Below are 17,942 nucleotides of genomic sequence, written 5' to 3' on the forward strand. Positions count from 1 at the left end.
CGTTGCTGTTGCTTGGTGATGATGAACTCGGCCAGCAGCTCGGCATCCGAATGGCCTTCCCATAAGCCGAAGGAATCCTGAGTACGAATGAGCCGCAGGAGGCATTTGACGAACGGGGAAGCAAGGGCCTCGCCGTCCCCGTGGACAGCAGGGCCAACCGGTTCATGAGGAATTTCGCTTTTCCCCAATTTCAGTACTCCTCTTGAAGGACGATCTCTTTTTCTGCGATGTGTGGTTCGGGCGCTTGCGTGGGCGGGGAATGGCTTGGGCGAGCCGATCCCACGCAACAGTGTCCCGTGGCCGACCTCGAGCACGTCCACCAATGCGAGACCTTTCACCGCGGCGCGAACGCCTGCGCCGCGGTTCGACCCGAGGTAAACGCAATGGAAATTCCACCTGCCGCAAGCCGCGCACTTTTGCGGCATCGACGTTATTGCTGCGAAGTGCGCCTGGGCGGGCGGATTTGCCGGTGTTCAATTCCAATTGTCATGCCCTTCGCGATCCTTGCTCAGGAAGTGACAGCGTTTTGAGTTTCGGAAGTCTTGTTTTGCGGAGCCACACAGAGACCCGCGTGACAGGCAGGCTCACCCGTGTAGTTGGCCAGGGCTTGGAGCAACGAGGTGAGGTAGCGCTGTTTGGTTTGGTCCGGCACTGGCTCCGAATGGTCCAGCGATTTGATTGCCACCTCGATCAACTCGATCGCCCGGTCCTTGTTGCCGCTCTCGTAATAATACTGAGCGACCGGAAAGTAACACCCGAATTTAAAGTCTCCATCGCCTTGCGGAGGATTAAGTTCCAGGATCTGTTCGGAGAGCTCCTTGCCCATCGCAAAGCGATCATCATGCGGAAGATGGGAGTTGTCGATCGTGGGATGGAAGAGTTGGTTCAGCGCCATCACCACCCAAGACATCGCTTCGAACTTTTTGTTGATCGCGTCCTCGACCAATTCGCGCATAAGCGGCAAGCCGGTTTTGATGTCGCGCAGCTTGTGAAGCAGAATATCCGCATGAACCCGCCGAAAATCAAAAGAGTCTGGCATCACGGCGAGGCCTTCTTCGATGGCCAATAGTGCCGCTGCCCAATCCTCGTCCTGCATCGCCGGCCCAAGTTTGGCGTATATCGGCTGACTCAGCGACGATTCGCGCACACGCGAGATTCGCTTTGCATCGACGGCTTTCGCTTCATAGCTGCTGCGCCAGCTGCCGTTAAGGACTTTCGGCAAAACGTCATCGAGAGGTGCCGGGTGGCCGATATAAGCGATGTGGCCGTCGCGGTCGACCACGAACGAGGTGGGAATCCCGAACGAAGAGCTGGGTTCCAGCCAGAGCTTTTTCATTTCGCCAGTGCAATCGAACGCTGTCCGATAATTCAGATTCGGGAACTTCTCGGTCAGCCAGGCATCCACGTTGGTCCGCGCTTCGTCCGCGGTTGCAGCCTTTTCGCAAGCTGCGACTCCGATAATCTCAAATCCGCTGTCTTTATATTTCTCCTGCAGTTCGATCAAATGGGGCATGGCGTGGACACATGGTCGGCACCAAGTCGCCCAAAATTCAACGAGGTAGACCTTGCCGGGCCGAAGGCTCGTGAGGGGCTCGCCACGCAGCCAGTTCTCCACTTTCAGCGCAGGAGCCGGGGACCCCATACGCAGTTCCATCTTGGTGTCCAAAGTCATTCCACACCTTTCGTCTCTTTTGTCGCGGAATATTTTCCAGTCAAAATCGGACACGGTCTCGAGGGCATTGCTCCCTCTCGCTTGCTTCAGCGGAGCTCTCACCGTGTTGCCGCACATCAAGCACGGCAAAGGGCATGCCAACCCTTCTTAGCTTCGGCAAGCGCCGGTACCGCCTTGAATAAGCGAGCCCTAACACGGCCAGCTGACGTTAACCTGAATGTCGGCTTTCGACGGCTCACCTTAGCGGCTGCCGTTTAGGAAGGTGAGAGTTTGGCTGGCCCGCTGGCGATAAGACCGGCTTCGGCGTCCTGGAGTAGTCGCACTTCGGCGATGGGGTCGAAAGTGCGGGAGAGGCTCGGTACCCTTGCAGCCACCGCCGCATGTGGCCCGGCGTCATAATTCGCGTCGCGGTTGCCAACGGCGGCGTTGGGCTCGATCCACGTGGCGTTGAGCCCGACAGCACGTAAAGCTGCATCGTGATTGAATGCCCTTTGCTGTTTCACGCCAAGCAGGAGTCGCGCGACGCTACCTTGCTCAAGCGCGAGCAGAGCGATCTGACGCCGTAGGAATATTGCTCGTCCCGCTTTTGCCGCCAGAGGCGGAAATCTTTCCTGAATGCCACCGCCGATCATCAATATCGACGAATCATATCCCGCTGCCCATTTGTTCGACTCCGAGGTCGGGCCAGCACTCCGTCAAGGGACGGTTGATGAACCCTAGATGCTCGGGATTGGCGCATGGCGCGCGCCGCAGAAGGCTGTCAAGGATGCGGCGCGCTCGCCAGGCCAGCAGCCCAAAGTTCGGATCAGCCAGCCCGCGCTGTCCAAGGCAGGCGTTCTGAACGAAAAGGCGTCGGTCTCGCGGTCCGTCCCAGTACACCGAAAAATCCTCGCCGATGGCGAGCTCATTGCCGATCTGTTCGAGGCGATCTGCGATCGGTTCTAGGAAACCCGGCAGCGGTTTCTCGTACCCGGTGGCCAGGATGACGATATCGGCGGTTACTTCTCCGATGTTGTCCAAGCCGCGTTGCAGCGTGAGCCTGTGCCCTGCTCCGGCATTGATGCAGCGCGACACGTTGCAACTTGGCCGCAATGTGATCTCGCATTGGTGTGGCTCGAGAAAGGCGTGGTGGTAGAGCGCCTGATAGACCGCGCGCAACTTGCTTTCTGAAATGCCCTCGGAGGCAAGCGCGAAACGCCGCAGGAACAGCTGTCGATGCACCTCGCTCATCGCAGCAAAACGATCCGAGAAGCATGGCGTGAACAGCCCGTTTGTGAACGCGTGGTCGTCGAAAGGCATCTCGCGCGTCAAGACCCATGTGATCGCCGCGGGCCGCCGTTCTTTCGGCCGGCCGACAAGGTGCAGTAGCAGCTCGGCTCCCGACTGTCCGCCGCCAACAACGCAGACATGCTTTTTTTGCACCTCAGGATTGATGTGGGCCAACTCAGATGAGTGGAACAGGTTGGGTCCAGTCCAGCCATGAAACTGAGGCGGAATTTGCGCCTGCTTGCCTATGTCGATGACGAGGTTTCTTGCATCAAGGACCGCGTTGTCCGTCCGCACGCGAAACTCGCCGTCAAAGCGGATTTCGCGAACGGCCTCGCCGCCACGGACAAGCGGATTCTTCTGGAACGCCCAGTTGAGATATTGGGCGAACTCGGCTCTAAGCACCCCGTGAAATTGCGCATTGAGGAAATTGTAAAGACGCCCGTTCTCGTGGAGGTAGTTTACGAATGTGTAGGCTGATCGCGGATTGACCAGAGTAACCAGATCCTGGAAGTGGCCGACCTGGAGCTCCGCGCAATCGAAAGCGCTGCCTGGATGTCCTCGGAAATCGACCTCCCGGTCCAGGAACAGTGCCCCTTGCGCAATCTCTTCCTGTATCTGACACGCAAGGCTCAAATTAGATGGTCCAGCACCCACACCAATACAAAAGAGGTCCACTTATCCTTACTCCTCTAGGAGTGTTTTCCAACTCAGCGGCATGTTGACGTCGATTGCCGGGCATTGAGCAATGCGAACCTCACAGGCATGCTTGAGCCGCGGTCCCGACTGAGAGGACAGCAAAAGCGTGTGCCGCCTTCCAGGTCTTGGGCTCAATGTCGGCGGCATCGACAGCGGCGCGGCGTGATCCGAACCCAAGAGCAGAAGGAAAGTGTGTGATGCTGTCGCGCGGCTCTTCCGGATCTTACGGCGGCTTCTAGCGCCGGCCTCCACCCCAGGAGTGGCTGTTTCCCTGCCACGACGGAAGCGGCTCTTTCTTTCGAGGGGCGTAACCATGGATAACGGCTCTTAATGCTTTCGGAGACTCCCATGCATGCGGCGTGCCGGATAAAGACCTGTCAAACCAACGAGTTCGCGCAGTTCCAGCTCGTCTGGAATCCGACATTGTCGCACGCCCGACGATCGGGCAGGGGAAGCTCCGCGGCAGCGGCCCTTGCACACCGCAGGCTGACAGGGACAGCCGCCGATTTGACGCGCGTCCGGGTACTGATAAGGGGCCTTCCAACAGGGTTCGCGCACGAGGCGGGGTCTCCTGGTACACCCGCCCTGTGGCTTGGCTGCGGTCTGCTGCAGCCGTTCGTCTTTACTGCCCGTTGCGGACGATCTCGCACGAGTTGGTTCACGAGAGCGTCGTGAAGCAGTCGAGGCGTCCGGTTTGGCTCTGACAAGCGTCGCAAGATGTTCGCGGATCCAGCCATGTCTCCGCAATCCGACCGGTAACCGACGACGACTTCGGACTGGTTGGCGGTCCTACGACCTGATCGGTGTTCCTACGGAGCTGATCAGCGAGCCAAAAACAGCGGCAATGTGGTCTTCCCAAAGCTCCAGCTCGGCGGACCGCCGAAAATCCGCTCACGCAGCCCACGGCTGCCATAAGCACCCATAACCATCATGTCAGCACAGATGTCGTTCGCGTGCTGGGTCAGCACTGTGCCCGCCGATTTGCCGGCGCTCTTAAGCAGGTCAACGGAGACCCGAGCACCGTGCCGAGTAAGATAGGCAGCGATGTCAGCTCCAGACTGCGCGCCTTTCCCGTTGTTTTGCGCCTTTGGATCGACCATAGCGACACAGACTTCCTTGGCAGCGGATAGGATACTAAGAGCTTCCCGAACCGCACGCGAGGCCTCTACACGCGAATCCCAGCCGACCAGCACGCGTCGAGGCGACAGCGTCGCCTTAACGCCCTTCGGCACGATGAGCACCGGCTTTCCGCTATCGAACAAGCAGCCGTTGACAACAGGAGGTCCGAGAGTCTCATCGTTGAGGAGGTCTCCTCCAACGATCGTCAGGTCAGCGCAGAGCGCCCGCTGTCGTGCCACTTCACCGAGGCTAGCCGGATCGCAATAGTCGGTGTCAACGTCACAGGAAAGCGACATAGCTTTCAGCCTTTTGAGGATATCCGCGGACCGTCTTTCCATTCTGGTCACGTCCTGTGAAAATTTCTCGATTTGCTGAAATCGATAGTTCGGTACTGCAATTGCCTGTGCACGTCCTGTATTCCATTCGGGGGGCGGAGACAACATCAAGAGCAATGGAGGCGGTATAATGAGTACCGATAGGTGCGCGCCGACCTCGGCACACAGTCCGGCAGCTGTTGTGAGGTCCTCATCAGAATGATCAGCACCCGTCACACTGAATATGCTTTTAAATTCCATTTGCCTGCTTCTCCTGGTCTTCGTTAGGAGCGCCTCAAAGCGGCAACACCGCTCTCAGGAGGAAGAGAGAGCGGCACCACGTTCGATCACCGATTTCAGTCGTCCGGCTTCTCGAGCGAGTAGCCGGCCGACCTGACGGTGCGAATGACGCTGCCGGGCAAGGCCGTTTTCAGCGCCCTCCTGATTCGGCTGATATGGACATCGACGGTGCGTGCACCGACATGAATGTTGGGCAGCCAGGCCGCCCCGATAAGCTCGTCCCGGCTGAAGACCTTGCCGGGGGCCTCAATCATAAGCCGCAGCACGTTGAAATCGATCCGTCCGAGATGGATGTCGTGGCCATTACCGCGAACCCGATGGGCATCGAGCTTCATCTCCAGGCCTCCACAACAAATCCAACTGTCGTTTTCAACCCCGTTCGGACCACGCTTGGTCAGCCCGAGCCTCGCCCGCAGGCAGTCGAGCAGCTTGGCCGGAGCCACCGGCCGCACAAAGCTCTCAACGCCTGCCTTCAAGAGATCGAGGTGCTGGTGCTCGGCGCCAGGCGCGATCAGGGCGATGATAGGCAGGTCGGTGGTGCGCGGTTCCCGCTTGAGGTGGGCGCAAATTGCGGACCCGTTTATGCTGGCTGGGTCGCAATCCAGCACTACGGCCTGAAGCTCCCGTTGTTCGGCCAAGGCCAGCGCAGCCTTCGCGCCGTCTGCCGTCTCACTGCTGAAACCGTCAACCTCCAGTATGTGGCTGTAGAGCAGATAGAACTCGGCATCTTGCGAGCAGATCAGGACCAGCGGCTTCTTCATCGGCGATACCCCAACAACCTGGTCGGCCTCGAGTCCCTGGATCGAGGGGACTGGCCAACATAGTTTCTCGGGTCCGTCATGATGGCCTTTCTCGAAAATCGCGCCCATCATGCCAGCGCCACGTGGGGAAAGGTTTCGATGACTGAAATCGCATCGTCGACCAGCTTCGTACCGGCCGTGGCGAGCTTCAGGAGCGTCTCGAAGCCAAACCGGTGGACATCGCGCAGCGTTTTGGACAAAACGACCAGCCGTCCGGTCGTGAAAAGCACCCGACCAAAACCCTCATGGCTCACCTGGATCATCGGCGATGCCATAAGGCCGCAGCGCTCCTCGATCGCAAGCCCGATGGCGGCGTAGTACTTGTCGAGCCTCCACAGCACGTCGGGATCGGGATCTCCGATGATTGGGATCCCTCGGCGCTGTTCCTTGGTAATGATGAAGTCGCCCAGCAGCTCAGCGTCCGCTTTGCGTTCCCACGAGCCATAGGAATCCTGAGAACGGATCAGCCGCACGAGGCATTTGACGAACGGGGTGCAAAGAGCCGCCTCGTCTTCGGCGACAGCTGGGGGGATTGCGGGGTCAGGCATTGGCGTCCTCCTCTTTTCAGTCCTCGTCCTCGAAGGACGGTTTCTTTTCGGCAATGCCCGCTCGCGCCAGCACCTTGCGCAGCCAAGGCGGAGGACACGTCCTGAGCATCATCTGCGTGCGCAAGAGCACCTGTGGGATCGATTGGGGCTCCGCCACTTTGATCGGGTGGATTTTTGCCGCGACAAGCTTGGCTGCCGAAGGGCCGCCAATTGCCAGACAAAACAGGATCTGACAGCCCTTGAGCGCATCCACCTTTGGCGTGATGCGATCATCGCGCTCGGCCCGATGCTCCCCGCTTTCATCGGACACGTCATCGAAGGCCACGGCTTCTACGAGATTCCATTCCTCGCGCGTCACGTCGTAGACAGCAAAGCGCCTGGCCGACCCGAAATGGGCGTTGAGGTCCTGCATGTCCTGAGTGGCGATCGCAACGCGCAATGCGCCCTTACGTCGTTCAGGCATCGGGGCGAAAACCTCACTACTGACCAGCGAGAGGCGGCGAACAGCGTTCATCGTGATATTTCTCGATTACGGAGTGGATCAAGCGCCTCAGGAGTGGGCGCGTGTTGGTTGGCCTGGAAGATGCTGGCGACCTCGAAGATCATGTCGCGGGTGCCCTGATAGAGAATTGCGAGCTTGTGCTGGCTGCCTAGTCGATCGAAGACCGGGAACCCGATGCGCATGAGCGGAATTCGGAGCCGCTCCGATGCTTGGCGCCCGTGCGAATGCGTGACAAGCAGGTCAGCACCGACGGCAAGACTTTCCAGATCGCCGAGATCGCCGATCTGAACCGAAACCGCCGGGACTTTCTCGAGAATTTTAGACCTGTCGGTCGTTGTGACGGCCGCGGCTATCTCGGAGCCGAGGCCAGCAAAGAAGGTCGCAAGTTGGAACAGCTGGTCTGGTTCGGCAGCGATGGCAATTTTCTTGCCGCCGAAATGGAAATGTCCGTCGAGCATCGCGTCCTGCAATTGCGCCCGGCGCCGGCGCACGCGGGCCGGTACCGCCGCGCCCGAAATCGCAGACAGCAGCGACACGAAGCGGTCCGTGTCCTGCAGCCCAGTCAGTGACTGGAACAACACGTAAGGCACGCCGGTCAACCCGTGCAGCGCTTTCGCCGGGCGGCGCATGTGCTCACCGATGGCGATGCATTGCATGGCCGTGCCCAACTCGCGAATGTCTTCGACGCTGGTGCCGCCGTATGTGGTCGCTACCCAGCGGTCAGGAACCGTACCGTCGAGCGAGCCTGAAATGTCGGGCAGAATAACCGGCTTGAGCCCAAAGCTTTCAACCATGTCCCGCATATGCTCGATGTCGGCGATAGAGAGGTTGCATCCGGGCAGGATTGCGATCTTCTTCGGGTGCCGCGCCCGTTCGCCCGAGCGCGTAATCCCTTCGATCATTGCGGTGACTGCCTTGGCCCAGCCCTCTTCGATCGCGCCGTCAAAATCCGGCGTGTTGGCCAGCACGACCTCCGTACCCGCAAGCTGTTGCGTGTGCTTCCGCATGATGTTGGCAATATCACCCGCGCAATCTTCGCCACGCGTCTCCACCAGCGCGGTCGTGCACACCCCGATCAGCGTTGGCTTCGTGCGGTTCTTGAGGTTGAGGATCGCCTCTTCCAGATGGTCGGCTGCGCCGAGGATGGTCGCCACCTCATCCATCGCCGTAGTCTGCAAGGGAATCGCTTCTTTGAAGTGCCGCACGAAGAGAACGAGCGCAAAGCTTGTGCAGCCTTGGCTGCCGTGGAACAGCGGCATCGCACCGTCGACGCCAAGAAAGGCAAAGGCGGCACCCAGCGGCTGCGACGACTTCAGCGGGTTGACTGCCGCCGATTTGCTCTGGGGAAGGATGCGGGCCATCGGTCGCCTCAACACTCGTGTGCCGTCGCGCAGGCGAATTCATCAAACAGGTACGCGGTCTCGTTCCTCGTGCACGGCAATTCGCCTATCAGCTCAGGCTGGCAATCCCACGGGGCCGGCTGGCGCACCTGAGACCAGATCGGATTGTGAATGGCGAGGTCGATCTGGCGTACGAGTTCCACCATGCCGTCATAGCCGGCATAAGGATGCTGGCGCTCCTGGTTGATATCGAGCCAGGGCGTCTTGGCCTTGAGCGCAATGAATTGCGTGCGACCGCCCGACAGCATGATATCGGCCCTGTGTTCAGAGAGCATGGCGTACAGCTCGCTCGCAGCCATGGATTCGAACATGTGCTTGTCGTGCTTGAGAACTTGTTTGATGCGCTCCTTGTCCTGCACCGTAGATTTCTTGATCGAGGTGCCGACGATCTCGATTCCGATCTCCATCAGCGCATGGACAACCGACCAGGACTTCACACCGCCTGTGTTGAGCAGCACGCGCTTGCCTTGGAGCCTTTGCCGGTAGGATTCGAGTTTCTTCCACGCGATCGCCTCCTGCTGCGCGATCAGCGTCTCTGTGCGCTCGAGGATCTCCGGATCGGCGCCCTTCCTCACCAGCAGCCTGACAAGGTTTCGAAGAGCTTGCGATGTGTCGGAGATGCCATAGAAGGAGCCCTCGAAGAACGGGATGTCCCAGCGCTCCTCCATCTTGCGGGCAAGACTGATCAGCGCGGTCGAGCACACCATCATTGCCGCCCGGGCGCGGTGCGCGGAAGCAATGTCGCGGTAACGCGCATCGCCGGGAATGCAGGCGCGCACCCGGATCCCGAGCCGATCGAGGAGCGGCTTTACAAGCCAGAATTCGCCCGAGAGGTTGAATTCGCCAAGGATGTTGATGTCGTAGGGTCCGGGGTCGTCGGGTTCGACCGTGCCGATGACATGATCGAGCAACGCCTCGGCGGCGAGCTTATTGCCGAGGTTCTTGGAGCCTGCCAGGCCAGGCGCATTGATCGGCACCACGGCCAAACCGAACTTTTCCGTGGCGCGTTTGCACACGGCCTCGATGTCGTCACCGATCAGCGCCGTTACGCAAGTCGAGTAGACGAAGATCGCCGGCGGCGCGTATGTGTGCTTGATCTCGCGGATCGCCTTGAAGAGTTTCCGCTCGCCCTGCCCCATCACAAGGTCGAGTTCGGTGAGGTCGGTCGTGAAGCTTGTCCGCCACAAGGTCGGCCCTGACGAAACCGCACCACGGTTGTCCCAAGAATTGCCCTCGCAGGCGAGCGGCGCATGGACCAGATGCGCAACGTCGGTGATCGGCTGCAGGACGATCTTGGCTCCGTCAAAGGCGCAGCCGCCGGCTGCCGCCCCTGGTGTCAGCGACTTCGAGCAGCCCTCCTTGCGCGCCTTGGCATCTTTGCCACGGTTCTTATCGCAGGCGGGCTCATCGAAGGCGTCCTTGATTTTGGCGCTGAGGGAGGACATTGCTCAGCCTCCCCAGTCCATTGGGCAAGGAATGGCCTCGGCGAAAAGCCGGCCACGGCTCTTAGCGCGTGAGGTCATAGGAATAATCCGTCACACCCGTCTCGCTCGTCTCGCGATCGAGTTTGTCGAAGATCTTGTCGAGGATCGTCGTCAGCACGCGCAACGCTCCCTGGTAGCCAAAGAGCGCAAAGCGGTGATGATGGTGCCGATCGAAGATCGGAAACATCAGCCGGATCAGCGGTGTTCCGGTGTCGCGCTCCAGGTACTTGCCGTAGGAATTGCCGATCAAAAGGTCCACCGGCTCGGTAAAGAGCAGTGAGCGCAGCGCCCACAGGTCCTTGCCCGCCCAAACCTGGGCAGCCTTGCCGAAAGGCGAGGATGCTAGCAGCTTCTTCAAATCGGCTTCCCATGCCGAGGTGCCATTGGTGGCGAGGCAATGGGTTGGCTCGCCGCCGGTCTCCATGACAAAGCGGGCCATTGCGTGAACGAAGTCGGGATCACCGTAGATGGCGTATTTCTTACCATGCAACCAGGATTGGCTGTCCGCCATGGCGTCTACCAGTCGGCCGCGCTCGAGGCGAATTGCCTCGGGAATCTCCTTGCCGGAAATCGCCGCGACCTCCATCAGGAATTCGTCCGTCGCCTGAACGCCGAGCGGATAGTGGAACGAGGCCGTCGCCTGCCCGACCTCCTCGCAATAGCCCAGTGTCTTTCGGGTGTTGTGATGCTGCAGCGAAAGCGTTGCCTCGGCGTTGAGGGCCTTCTTCACCTCGTTGATCTTCGTGCCCCCGTCATACATGCGGTATTCACCGTCCGAAGGCGTATCGAACTGGTCAGAGGCATCCTGGATCAATGTATAGGACACGCCCATTACATCGAGCAGGCGCTTGAGCTCCCGGTTGTTGCCGACGCAGAAGCCGTCGAAGCCCGGAATGATGTTGATGGTTCCTTCGATTTGCGTACGCTCCTGACCTTTCCAGAAGTGCTCCAAAATGCCTTTGACCATGTTGTCATAGCCGTCGACATGACTGCCAACGAAGGCCGGGGTGTGGGCAAAGGGCACGTCGAAGTCGCGCGGGACTGAATCTTCGTCCTTGGCGTTCTGGATGAAGCTGTGCAGGTCGTCGCCAATGACCTCTGCCATACAGGTCGTCGACACGGCAATCATCTTGGGGTCGTAGAGCTGGTAGGTGTTGGCGAGCCCGTCGACCATGTTCTTCAGGCCGCCAAACACCGCCGCATCCTCGGTCATTGAGGAGGAGACCGCCGCGGCAGGCTCCTTGAAATGGCGCGACAGGTGCGAGCGGTAATAGGCGACGCAACCTTGGCTGCCGTGGACGAAGGACATGGTTCGCTCGAAGCCGGCGGCAGCGAATACCGCACCCAGCGGCTGGCAGGCCTTGGCCGGGTTCACGACAAGCGCTTTGCGGGCGAGGTTCTTTTCGCGGTATTCCCACGTCTGGGTGAAATCGCGCTGATCGGAAATGATTTCATCGGGGTGCGGACATTCGAAGTTTAGCTTCTTCTCAGCGAGCATCTTTCTGTATTCCGGCTCGCGGAACAGGGGAGCGTGATCGAGAATTTTTTCAGCCGACTGCGGCATGATGATTACCTCTTTTGCATCTGGCTGCGCGGGACGGCAGCTCAGGACGTCAAGACGTTCCAGGCTCCGGCGGATCAGAGGCCGCGGGAGTTCACCGTCTCAGTGGGAGACTGGGGCTGAAGCAAATGTTTATTCGGCAGCCATCGCCCGCTCATCGCCCCGGCTTCTTTTCCAAGGCGCGTGGAATAGGTCCCAGACCGGGTTGTTAATGGCGAGATCCACATCACGTGCGAAAATGGCAAAGCCATCGTAGCCGTGATACGGGCCTGAATAATCCCAGGAATGCATCTGGCGGAACGGTATGCCCATCTTCTGCACCGGGTATTTTTCTTTGATTCCCGAGCCGACCAGATTTGGGCGAATCCCTTCGATGAATTTCTCCAACTCATAGCCGGTCACGTCATCGTAGATCAGCGTGCCGTTCTTCACGTAGTGGCCGGTGCGCTGATAGTCGTCGCTGTGGGCGAATTCATAGCCGGTGCCCACGATGACCATGCCGAGGTCCTCGTAGGCCGTGACGACGTGGCGGGGGCGCAGGCCGCCCACATAGAGCATCACGGTATTTCCTTCCAGGCGCGACAGGTACTTGGCGATGACCGCATCAACAAGCGGCCTGTACTTGGCAATGACCTTTTCGGTCTTCTCCTCGATTTCCGGCCCAAAATGCTTGGCTATGTTGCGCAGAGAGGCTTCGATCTGGGAGGGACCGAAGAAATTGTACTCCATCCAGGCGACGCCATACTTTTCCTCCATATGCCGACAGATGTAATTCATCGACCGGTAGCAGTGGATAAGATTGAGCTTAGCCTTCGGGGCGCGCTCGATCTCTGCGAGTGTGGCGTCACCCGACCAGTTGCCAACCACGCGCAGCCCTATCTCCTCAAGCAGTATGCGCGAGGCCCAGGCATCGCCGCCGATATTGTAGTCGCCGATGACGTTGACGTCGTAGGGGCCGGCCTCGAACTTGACATCCTTTTTGTCGAAGACCCAATCCCGGATTGCATCATTGGCGATGTGGTGGCCAAGCGACTGCGAGACGCCGCGGAAGCCCTCGCAGCGTACCGGCACGATCGTCTTGTCATACTCCTTGGTCTTTTTGCGAGAAACGGCCTCGGTGTCATCGCCAATCAGGCCGATAGGGCATTCGGACTGCACGGTGATGCCGTTGTTGAGCGGAAACAAGACTTCAATCTCGTCAATGATCTGTTCCAGCTTCTTGTCGCCGCCGAAGACGATGTCCTTCTCCTGGAAATCGGAGGTGAACTGCATTGTCCCGAACGTGTCGACGCCCGTTGTACCGACGTAGTAGTTGCGGCGCTGCGACCAAGAATATTGGCCGCAGCCGACCGGGCCGTGCGAGATATGGACCATATCCTTGACTGGCCCCCACACCACGCCTTTCGAACCAGCATATGCACAGCCGCGAATCGTCATCACCCCGGGAATGGACTTGATGTTCGATTTGACGTCGCATTCGGAAAGGACCTCGCTTTCCCCGCCAGCCTCGTTGCCGCTCTTTGCGACGTTGAGGTGCTTCTTGCGGCGCTTCGCCGCCTTGTCGGGATAATGCGACAGCACCTCTTCGATAAGCTTCGCATGAAGAGCACCGTCATTCTCGTATTCCCGGCTCATGAGTCCCCCTTTCAAGGTTGGGTGACGCCTCAAAGAATAGGCGCCGTTCTCTGCAAGGCGCGCCGATTCATGGCAGCGCTAATGTCACTACTGGGCCGCCGCCTTCGCCGCTTCCTTGGAGTGAAGCTCGGCAAGCATCTGCTCGTCGGTCTTCATGATGCCGAAGTCGAGCAGCATCTCCTCCAGCTCCTCCATGGTGATCGGCGTCGGGATCGTACCCTGGCCCGAATTGGCGTGGATCTTCTCGGCCAGAGCGCGGTATTCCCCTGCCTGCTTTGAGTCCGGCGCGTACTGGATCACCGACATCTTCCTGAGTTCGGCATGTTGGACGATGTTGTCGCGGGGCACGAAGTGGATGAGCTTGGAATTCAATCGGCCAGCCAGTGCTTCGGCCAGATCGAGTTCGCGGTCGGTTTGACGTTCATTGCAGATCAGCCCGCCCAGCCGCACACCGCCCGAATGGGCATATTTGAGGATGCCCTTGGCGATGTTGTTGGCGGCATAGAGCGCCATCATCTCGCCGGACATGACGATATAGATCTCCTGGGCCTTGCCTTCGCGGATCGGCATGGCGAAGCCGCCGCATACCACGTCGCCGAGGACGTCATAGGAGACATAATCGACATCGTCATAAGCGCCATTCTCCTCGAGGAAATTGATCGAGGTGATGACGCCGCGGCCGGCGCAACCGACACCCGGCTCGGGGCCGCCGGACTCCACGCACTTGATGCCTCTGTAGCCCACCTTGAGCACGTCCTGGAGTTCGAGGTCTTCCACCGAACCTTCCTGTGCGGCGAGATCCAGGACGGTATCCTGAGCTTTCGAATTCAGGATCAAGCGTGTGGAATCGGCTTTGGGGTCGCATCCTACGATGAGGATTCTCTGCCCGAGGTCGACAAGGGCAGCGAGCGTATTTTGGGACGTGGTGGACTTGCCGATGCCGCCTTTTCCGTAAAAGGCGATCTGACGCAGACCTGACATAATAGCTTTCCTTCCTTCGTTCTAATCATCGCGACTGCCCGCGACACAAGTGCCGATAGGCAGCTCGTGCCGCCTCACACCAAGCATCGCAAAAAGCGTACCAGCGTGATCGGCCGATCCCAGAAAAAACTTTGTCATTAAATTCCAGCCGCTTAGACGGCGGCAAAACGCGCGAACGGGCCTTTCAGGCGTCTGTCACGGACACGACAAAGCCGACACAGATTGTCGTGCGCCATCCAAACCGCCGTGTGTCGAGCTCGAAGCGGGAGAATGGGGAAGTTAGCCCAAAGCTGATGGCGAGACCATCGGAAGACATCGGCTCTTGTCTTTCCAGCCTGCCATTGATCGGGCGGTCGCTGGATGAGCAGGAGCCTGGGGCTTGACCGCGGCGCGGGTAGTTCAGGCAGGCTTACAGAGCGGGAACGCCGGCGGCCGATAGACATCCGCGCTTAACCTTTCATAGCCCGTCTACAAGTTGGTTCCGCCGACGCGCTATATGGAAGCCAAATAATTCAGTAGCTTAGCCGAGAGCATTGATTTTTTCAGAAAGATACGTGTTATACGCGTACGAACCGCCGAACCCATGGTCGGCGCCCTCATGCGCGTGAGACCCCGTTGTGGGCGAGGCTCGCGACTGGCTGCACGATCCTAGCCGGCCTGCTTGCCATTGAGTTTGGTCCCGCCGCGGTAGGCTGCGGCATCAAGGGCAACATCAGCTACAACACTGGCAAGAAGATTATCACGTTCTTGGACAGGAATCTTACTGGGAGACACGCATCAACAGGCGGGCGGGCGGGCTTCGAGAGGTTAGTGTCGCGGCAGCTTGCAGATCTGCCCACGGGGCCGCCACGATCGCAAAGTGTGTACAAAAGCGCCCTCTCTGCCGAACTGAACAGTGCTCACGGCCATAGCCTCGGATGAGCCCGACTGGCTTGACCTCTGCATGATGAGAGCAGCTTTTACACCAGGTGCGCAGCACATGTCTTTAACGAACGCATCGTCTTCAAGAATATAGAGAGCAATTCGGAAAACCGAGTAGTTGGCGGCGAAGCTAGGAGAAGGTATACACCACCCTCTTGTTACCCCAGAGTAGAACGTGCAGCTGCGGCAAGACGCGGGCTTCGAACCACCTGTCGCTGGTCACCTTTTCTACCAGCGATTCCATGCGCATCATATTCCGTCGGACTCGACAGAGACGTCTTCATTACCACGGCGGGGCGGCGTGTGATTGCCGGGTTGCAGACAAACCTCGCCGCGACGTCTTTGGGACGAGTGGTGTCGGCACCGAATCCCTATCATTTAGACTAGCCAGCTTGGGGAGCGCCGTCAGACCGCCAGACCGGAAGAGGAGGCTTCGCGCCAACTTGTGCCAAGAATGTTGGACCGTGCGGAACCGCTGGGGCGGCGCTCAACTCTGGCGCAGGATGAAGCGTCGATTGGGTGAATGAATAGGGCGCGCGTTCGACGGGTAGAGGGAGGCAAATCGCTGGATGTCTGCCGGATCAACGTCAACCGGTTCCATCGCCACCATCCACTCGACGTTTTCGGTGCACGGCGGCGTCGTCAGTGAGCCCTCATAAGTCCAATAGCCAAGCGAGGCTGGCAGAAGCCAGTTGGGATTCACCTCGTCGATCGTCACCTCCCCATTCGGCAGTTCGGGAAAGGCCGCAGCAAGGGCAGCAAAGCTGGCATTTGTCGCGCCGGGCGTTAAAAAGACGCCCAGCACGCCCAGAGTACCACTTTGCGTGTCCTTGTGAACGAAATGCACCTCCATCGGGAAGCTCTTGCCCGCCACGTGATGTTCGCTTGGCGCATGGAAATGGAACTGTACCAGTTCGTAGACACGATCGCTGCGGGTCAGCGTGCTGCCTTGTGGCATATTGATTTGAATGGTGTGGCCGTTGTTCACCATATTGCCGCCGCCCTTGTGCCAGCCGATGGCGATATGCGGGATATCCGCCTTGACCGCGCTGTTGATATTGATCGGCGATTGCTGCGTGCCGGCAGAGCATACGAAATTTTCCTTATCCAGATCAGCCCAGTGCTCCGGTCCGACCGGACCGGTGTACCCCCAATGGGCACTGGTCGCTTGGGCGGCTTGAACGCAAATCCGGCATGCGCCGAGCGCAACCAACCCTTTGATCAGGTGACGACGATACATATTACTTTTGCTCCTCTTGCGAACTGATGTTGGTGGCTGCCCTAATGGACGCGTGATGGCCAATCGGCGCGGCCAGTATTGTCCTTTGCAACTGATAGATGCCCGCATGCCTTGGCGTGCTTTCATAAGTGCGGCTGCCGTTTCTCGGCTGGCCGGCTTCTGCAGCCCGCAACGGGAGCAGTTTCAACCAGCTAAACGATAAAAAATTTGAGCAGACCAGCGCTTGACCCCCGCCGCAAAGGCACAGGCGAAGGTGATCACTGCGCGGCTGCCGTTCGCGCCGGAGGCCGCATCGCTATACTTTACACTCGCTGCCCAAGGAGACGCAGGCGACCCTAATACGTTTTCATCGCTACTCCCGACGCAGCCGACCCACGCCACGAAAACGTTGCTATATTTCACGTTGGGCCAGTGAGGAAATCGATCTTCTTTATGGAAGGCATTTGCGCAATGGATGCATTCCCATGCTGACAGTCGTGCGTCAGGCCGGACAATGAGATACATCGATAAGAGCTGGACAAGGATGAGGGGATGACGTGCTTGCGACGGAGCAGGTGGGGCGAGAAGGCCAGTTCTTGCGGATTTCAACTTTGCGTGACGACAGCTCATCGGAGTCAAGGTGACACACGCCGGCAGCGGGGTGTCCGGGCGGTTTCCAGCCGCACAATCGCGAGACCGCTGACGCGAACAAAGCTCGGCTGTACTCGGCACGCGAAGAGAGCCTGCCAAGCCGTTGGAGCCCGGCCTTCCGGTGCGACGCAAGCCGCAGACTAGACCGCCCTCTTGTTACCCCAAAGCAGAACGTGCAGCTGCGGCAACACGCGGGCTTCGAACCACCTGTCGCTAGTCACCCTTTCGACAAGCCATTCCATTCGCATCATTATTCCGTCCAAGTCGACAGAGGCGTCTTCACTGCCAGGGCGCGGCGGCGTGTGATTGCCGGGTTGCAGATAGATCGGAAGGTGCGGATATCTCGCCGCGACTTCTTTGGCGTAGGCATAGTCACTCTCGTCGAAAACGACGAGCTTGAGCACGATTTGCGGCTTCTCTTGCGCCGCTTCGAGGCATGCATCAAACGCAGCCCAACGGGTGGTCATCTCGCTGGACGGCGGCTTTGGGCTAAGGGTCAGCACGTCAAGATCCGCAAACCACTCCCTCACCACGGAACCCTGCGTTTCCAGTGCAAAACGATAGCCCTCGCGATGGCCGCGTTCTATGAGGGGACCGAACGGCTGAATGGCCGGGTTGCCGCCTGACAAGGAGACCATAACCGGCCTGCCGCCGGAAAGCGCATGGACGGTTTGCCACACGGCATCGATCGGCATCGGTAGCCATTCATGGCGATACTGATTGTCCACCGCGTGAAGGCTGTCGCACCATGAACAGCGATAATCACATCCGCCGGTTCTGATGAACACCGTCGGCAAGCCGATGAGCACGCCCTCGCCCTGGATAGTCGGCCCGAATATCTCGCTCACACGGATTGCGGGATGCATGTCG

The 17,942-nt window shown here is 59.1% G+C and carries 14 protein-coding genes and 2 pseudogenes; all 16 read right to left on the reverse strand.

What is annotated here, in order from left to right; all coding sequences use genetic code 11:
• A pseudogene (locus EOA38_RS39680) lies at positions 1-188 on the reverse strand (hypothetical protein); the annotation flags it as partial.
• A 320-nt stretch (positions 189-508) separates the two neighbouring features.
• Entirely contained in the window at positions 509-1,654 is a 1,146-nt protein-coding gene (locus tag EOA38_RS00115; protein ID WP_063170388.1) for a TlpA disulfide reductase family protein, read from the reverse strand.
• A 272-nt stretch (positions 1,655-1,926) separates the two neighbouring features.
• On the reverse strand, positions 1,927-2,304 hold the full coding sequence (locus EOA38_RS00120; RefSeq protein WP_024505270.1) for a hypothetical protein: 378 nt from the start codon (positions 2,302-2,304) through the stop codon (positions 1,927-1,929).
• 13 nt (positions 2,305-2,317) lie between these two features.
• Positions 2,318-3,616, reverse strand: a complete 1,299-nt coding sequence (locus EOA38_RS00125) for a SidA/IucD/PvdA family monooxygenase (RefSeq protein ID WP_063169368.1) — start codon at positions 3,614-3,616, stop codon at positions 2,318-2,320.
• 842 nt (positions 3,617-4,458) lie between these two features.
• Entirely contained in the window at positions 4,459-5,331 is an 873-nt protein-coding gene (locus EOA38_RS00130) for a universal stress protein (RefSeq protein ID WP_126087041.1), read from the reverse strand.
• Positions 5,332-5,426: 95 nt separating this feature from the next.
• A complete protein-coding gene (locus tag EOA38_RS00135) occupies positions 5,427-6,242 on the reverse strand; it encodes a response regulator transcription factor (protein WP_063169370.1) in 816 nt (271 codons plus the stop codon).
• Positions 6,239-6,718, reverse strand: a complete 480-nt coding sequence (locus EOA38_RS00140) for a NifX-associated nitrogen fixation protein (protein ID WP_024505267.1) — start codon at positions 6,716-6,718, stop codon at positions 6,239-6,241. The genes EOA38_RS00135 and EOA38_RS00140 overlap by 4 nt, the downstream gene beginning before the upstream one ends.
• Before the next feature lie 16 nt (positions 6,719-6,734).
• Complete coding sequence (nifX, locus tag EOA38_RS00145) at positions 6,735-7,232, reverse strand: nitrogen fixation protein NifX (protein WP_063169371.1); 498 nt, start codon at positions 7,230-7,232, stop codon at positions 6,735-6,737.
• Positions 7,229-8,581 (reverse strand): nitrogenase iron-molybdenum cofactor biosynthesis protein NifN, encoded by a 1,353-nt coding sequence (gene nifN / locus EOA38_RS00150; protein ID WP_126063827.1) that lies wholly within the window; start codon positions 8,579-8,581, stop codon positions 7,229-7,231. The genes nifX and nifN overlap by 4 nt, the downstream gene beginning before the upstream one ends.
• 8 nt (positions 8,582-8,589) lie before the next feature.
• A complete protein-coding gene (gene nifE / locus EOA38_RS00155; RefSeq protein ID WP_095489376.1) occupies positions 8,590-10,065 on the reverse strand; it encodes a nitrogenase iron-molybdenum cofactor biosynthesis protein NifE in 1,476 nt (491 codons plus the stop codon).
• 61 nt (positions 10,066-10,126) lie between these two features.
• Positions 10,127-11,668, reverse strand: coding sequence for a nitrogenase molybdenum-iron protein subunit beta (gene nifK / locus EOA38_RS00160; RefSeq protein ID WP_126063826.1), 1,542 nt, complete (start codon positions 11,666-11,668; stop codon positions 10,127-10,129).
• 129 nt (positions 11,669-11,797) lie between these two features.
• Entirely contained in the window at positions 11,798-13,300 is a 1,503-nt protein-coding gene (gene nifD / locus EOA38_RS00165; protein WP_024505262.1) for a nitrogenase molybdenum-iron protein alpha chain, read from the reverse strand.
• Between the two features lie 87 nt (positions 13,301-13,387).
• Positions 13,388-14,281 carry a nitrogenase iron protein gene (gene nifH / locus EOA38_RS00170; protein ID WP_024505261.1) on the reverse strand — a complete coding sequence of 298 codons (894 nt, stop codon included), beginning with the start codon at positions 14,279-14,281 and terminating at the stop codon, positions 13,388-13,390.
• Between the two features lie 1,051 nt (positions 14,282-15,332).
• Positions 15,333-15,529: pseudogene (locus tag EOA38_RS40025) on the reverse strand (7-carboxy-7-deazaguanine synthase QueE); the annotation flags it as partial.
• Between the two features lie 160 nt (positions 15,530-15,689).
• Entirely contained in the window at positions 15,690-16,442 is a 753-nt protein-coding gene (locus EOA38_RS00180; protein WP_126063825.1) for a carbonic anhydrase, read from the reverse strand.
• A gap of 770 nt (positions 16,443-17,212) precedes the next feature.
• On the reverse strand, positions 17,213-17,938 hold the full coding sequence (gene queE, locus EOA38_RS00185) for a 7-carboxy-7-deazaguanine synthase QueE (protein WP_164752747.1): 726 nt from the start codon (positions 17,936-17,938) through the stop codon (positions 17,213-17,215).
• Positions 17,939-17,942: the final 4 nt, after the last annotated feature.

It is taken from the genome of Mesorhizobium sp. M1E.F.Ca.ET.041.01.1.1 (assembly GCF_003997355.1).
GTDB lineage: Bacteria > Pseudomonadota > Alphaproteobacteria > Rhizobiales > Rhizobiaceae > Mesorhizobium.

Bases quoted from the DNA above. Each gene is read 5' to 3' on its own strand.
- EOA38_RS00120 (WP_024505270.1), bottom strand. From the start codon at position 2,304: ATGATCGGCGGTGGCATTCAGGAAAGATTTCCGCCTCTGGCGGCAAAA.
- EOA38_RS00115 (WP_063170388.1), bottom strand. From the start codon at position 1,654: ATGGAACTGCGTATGGGGTCCCCGGCTCCTGCGCTGAAAGTGGAGAAC.
- nifN (WP_126063827.1), bottom strand. From the start codon at position 8,581: ATGGCCCGCATCCTTCCCCAGAGCAAATCGGCGGCAGTCAACCCGCTG.
- EOA38_RS00140 (WP_024505267.1), bottom strand. From the start codon at position 6,718: ATGCCTGACCCCGCAATCCCCCCAGCTGTCGCCGAAGACGAGGCGGCT.
- queE (WP_164752747.1), bottom strand. From the start codon at position 17,938: ATGCATCCCGCAATCCGTGTGAGCGAGATATTCGGGCCGACTATCCAG.
- nifH (WP_024505261.1), bottom strand. From the start codon at position 14,281: ATGTCAGGTCTGCGTCAGATCGCCTTTTACGGAAAAGGCGGCATCGGC.
- nifX (WP_063169371.1), bottom strand. From the start codon at position 7,232: ATGAACGCTGTTCGCCGCCTCTCGCTGGTCAGTAGTGAGGTTTTCGCC.
- nifE (WP_095489376.1), bottom strand. From the start codon at position 10,065: ATGTCCTCCCTCAGCGCCAAAATCAAGGACGCCTTCGATGAGCCCGCC.
- EOA38_RS00135 (WP_063169370.1), bottom strand. From the start codon at position 6,242: ATGATGGGCGCGATTTTCGAGAAAGGCCATCATGACGGACCCGAGAAA.
- nifK (WP_126063826.1), bottom strand. From the start codon at position 11,668: ATGCCGCAGTCGGCTGAAAAAATTCTCGATCACGCTCCCCTGTTCCGC.
- EOA38_RS00180 (WP_126063825.1), bottom strand. From the start codon at position 16,442: ATGTATCGTCGTCACCTGATCAAAGGGTTGGTTGCGCTCGGCGCATGC.
- nifD (WP_024505262.1), bottom strand. From the start codon at position 13,300: ATGAGCCGGGAATACGAGAATGACGGTGCTCTTCATGCGAAGCTTATC.
- EOA38_RS00130 (WP_126087041.1), bottom strand. From the start codon at position 5,331: ATGGAATTTAAAAGCATATTCAGTGTGACGGGTGCTGATCATTCTGAT.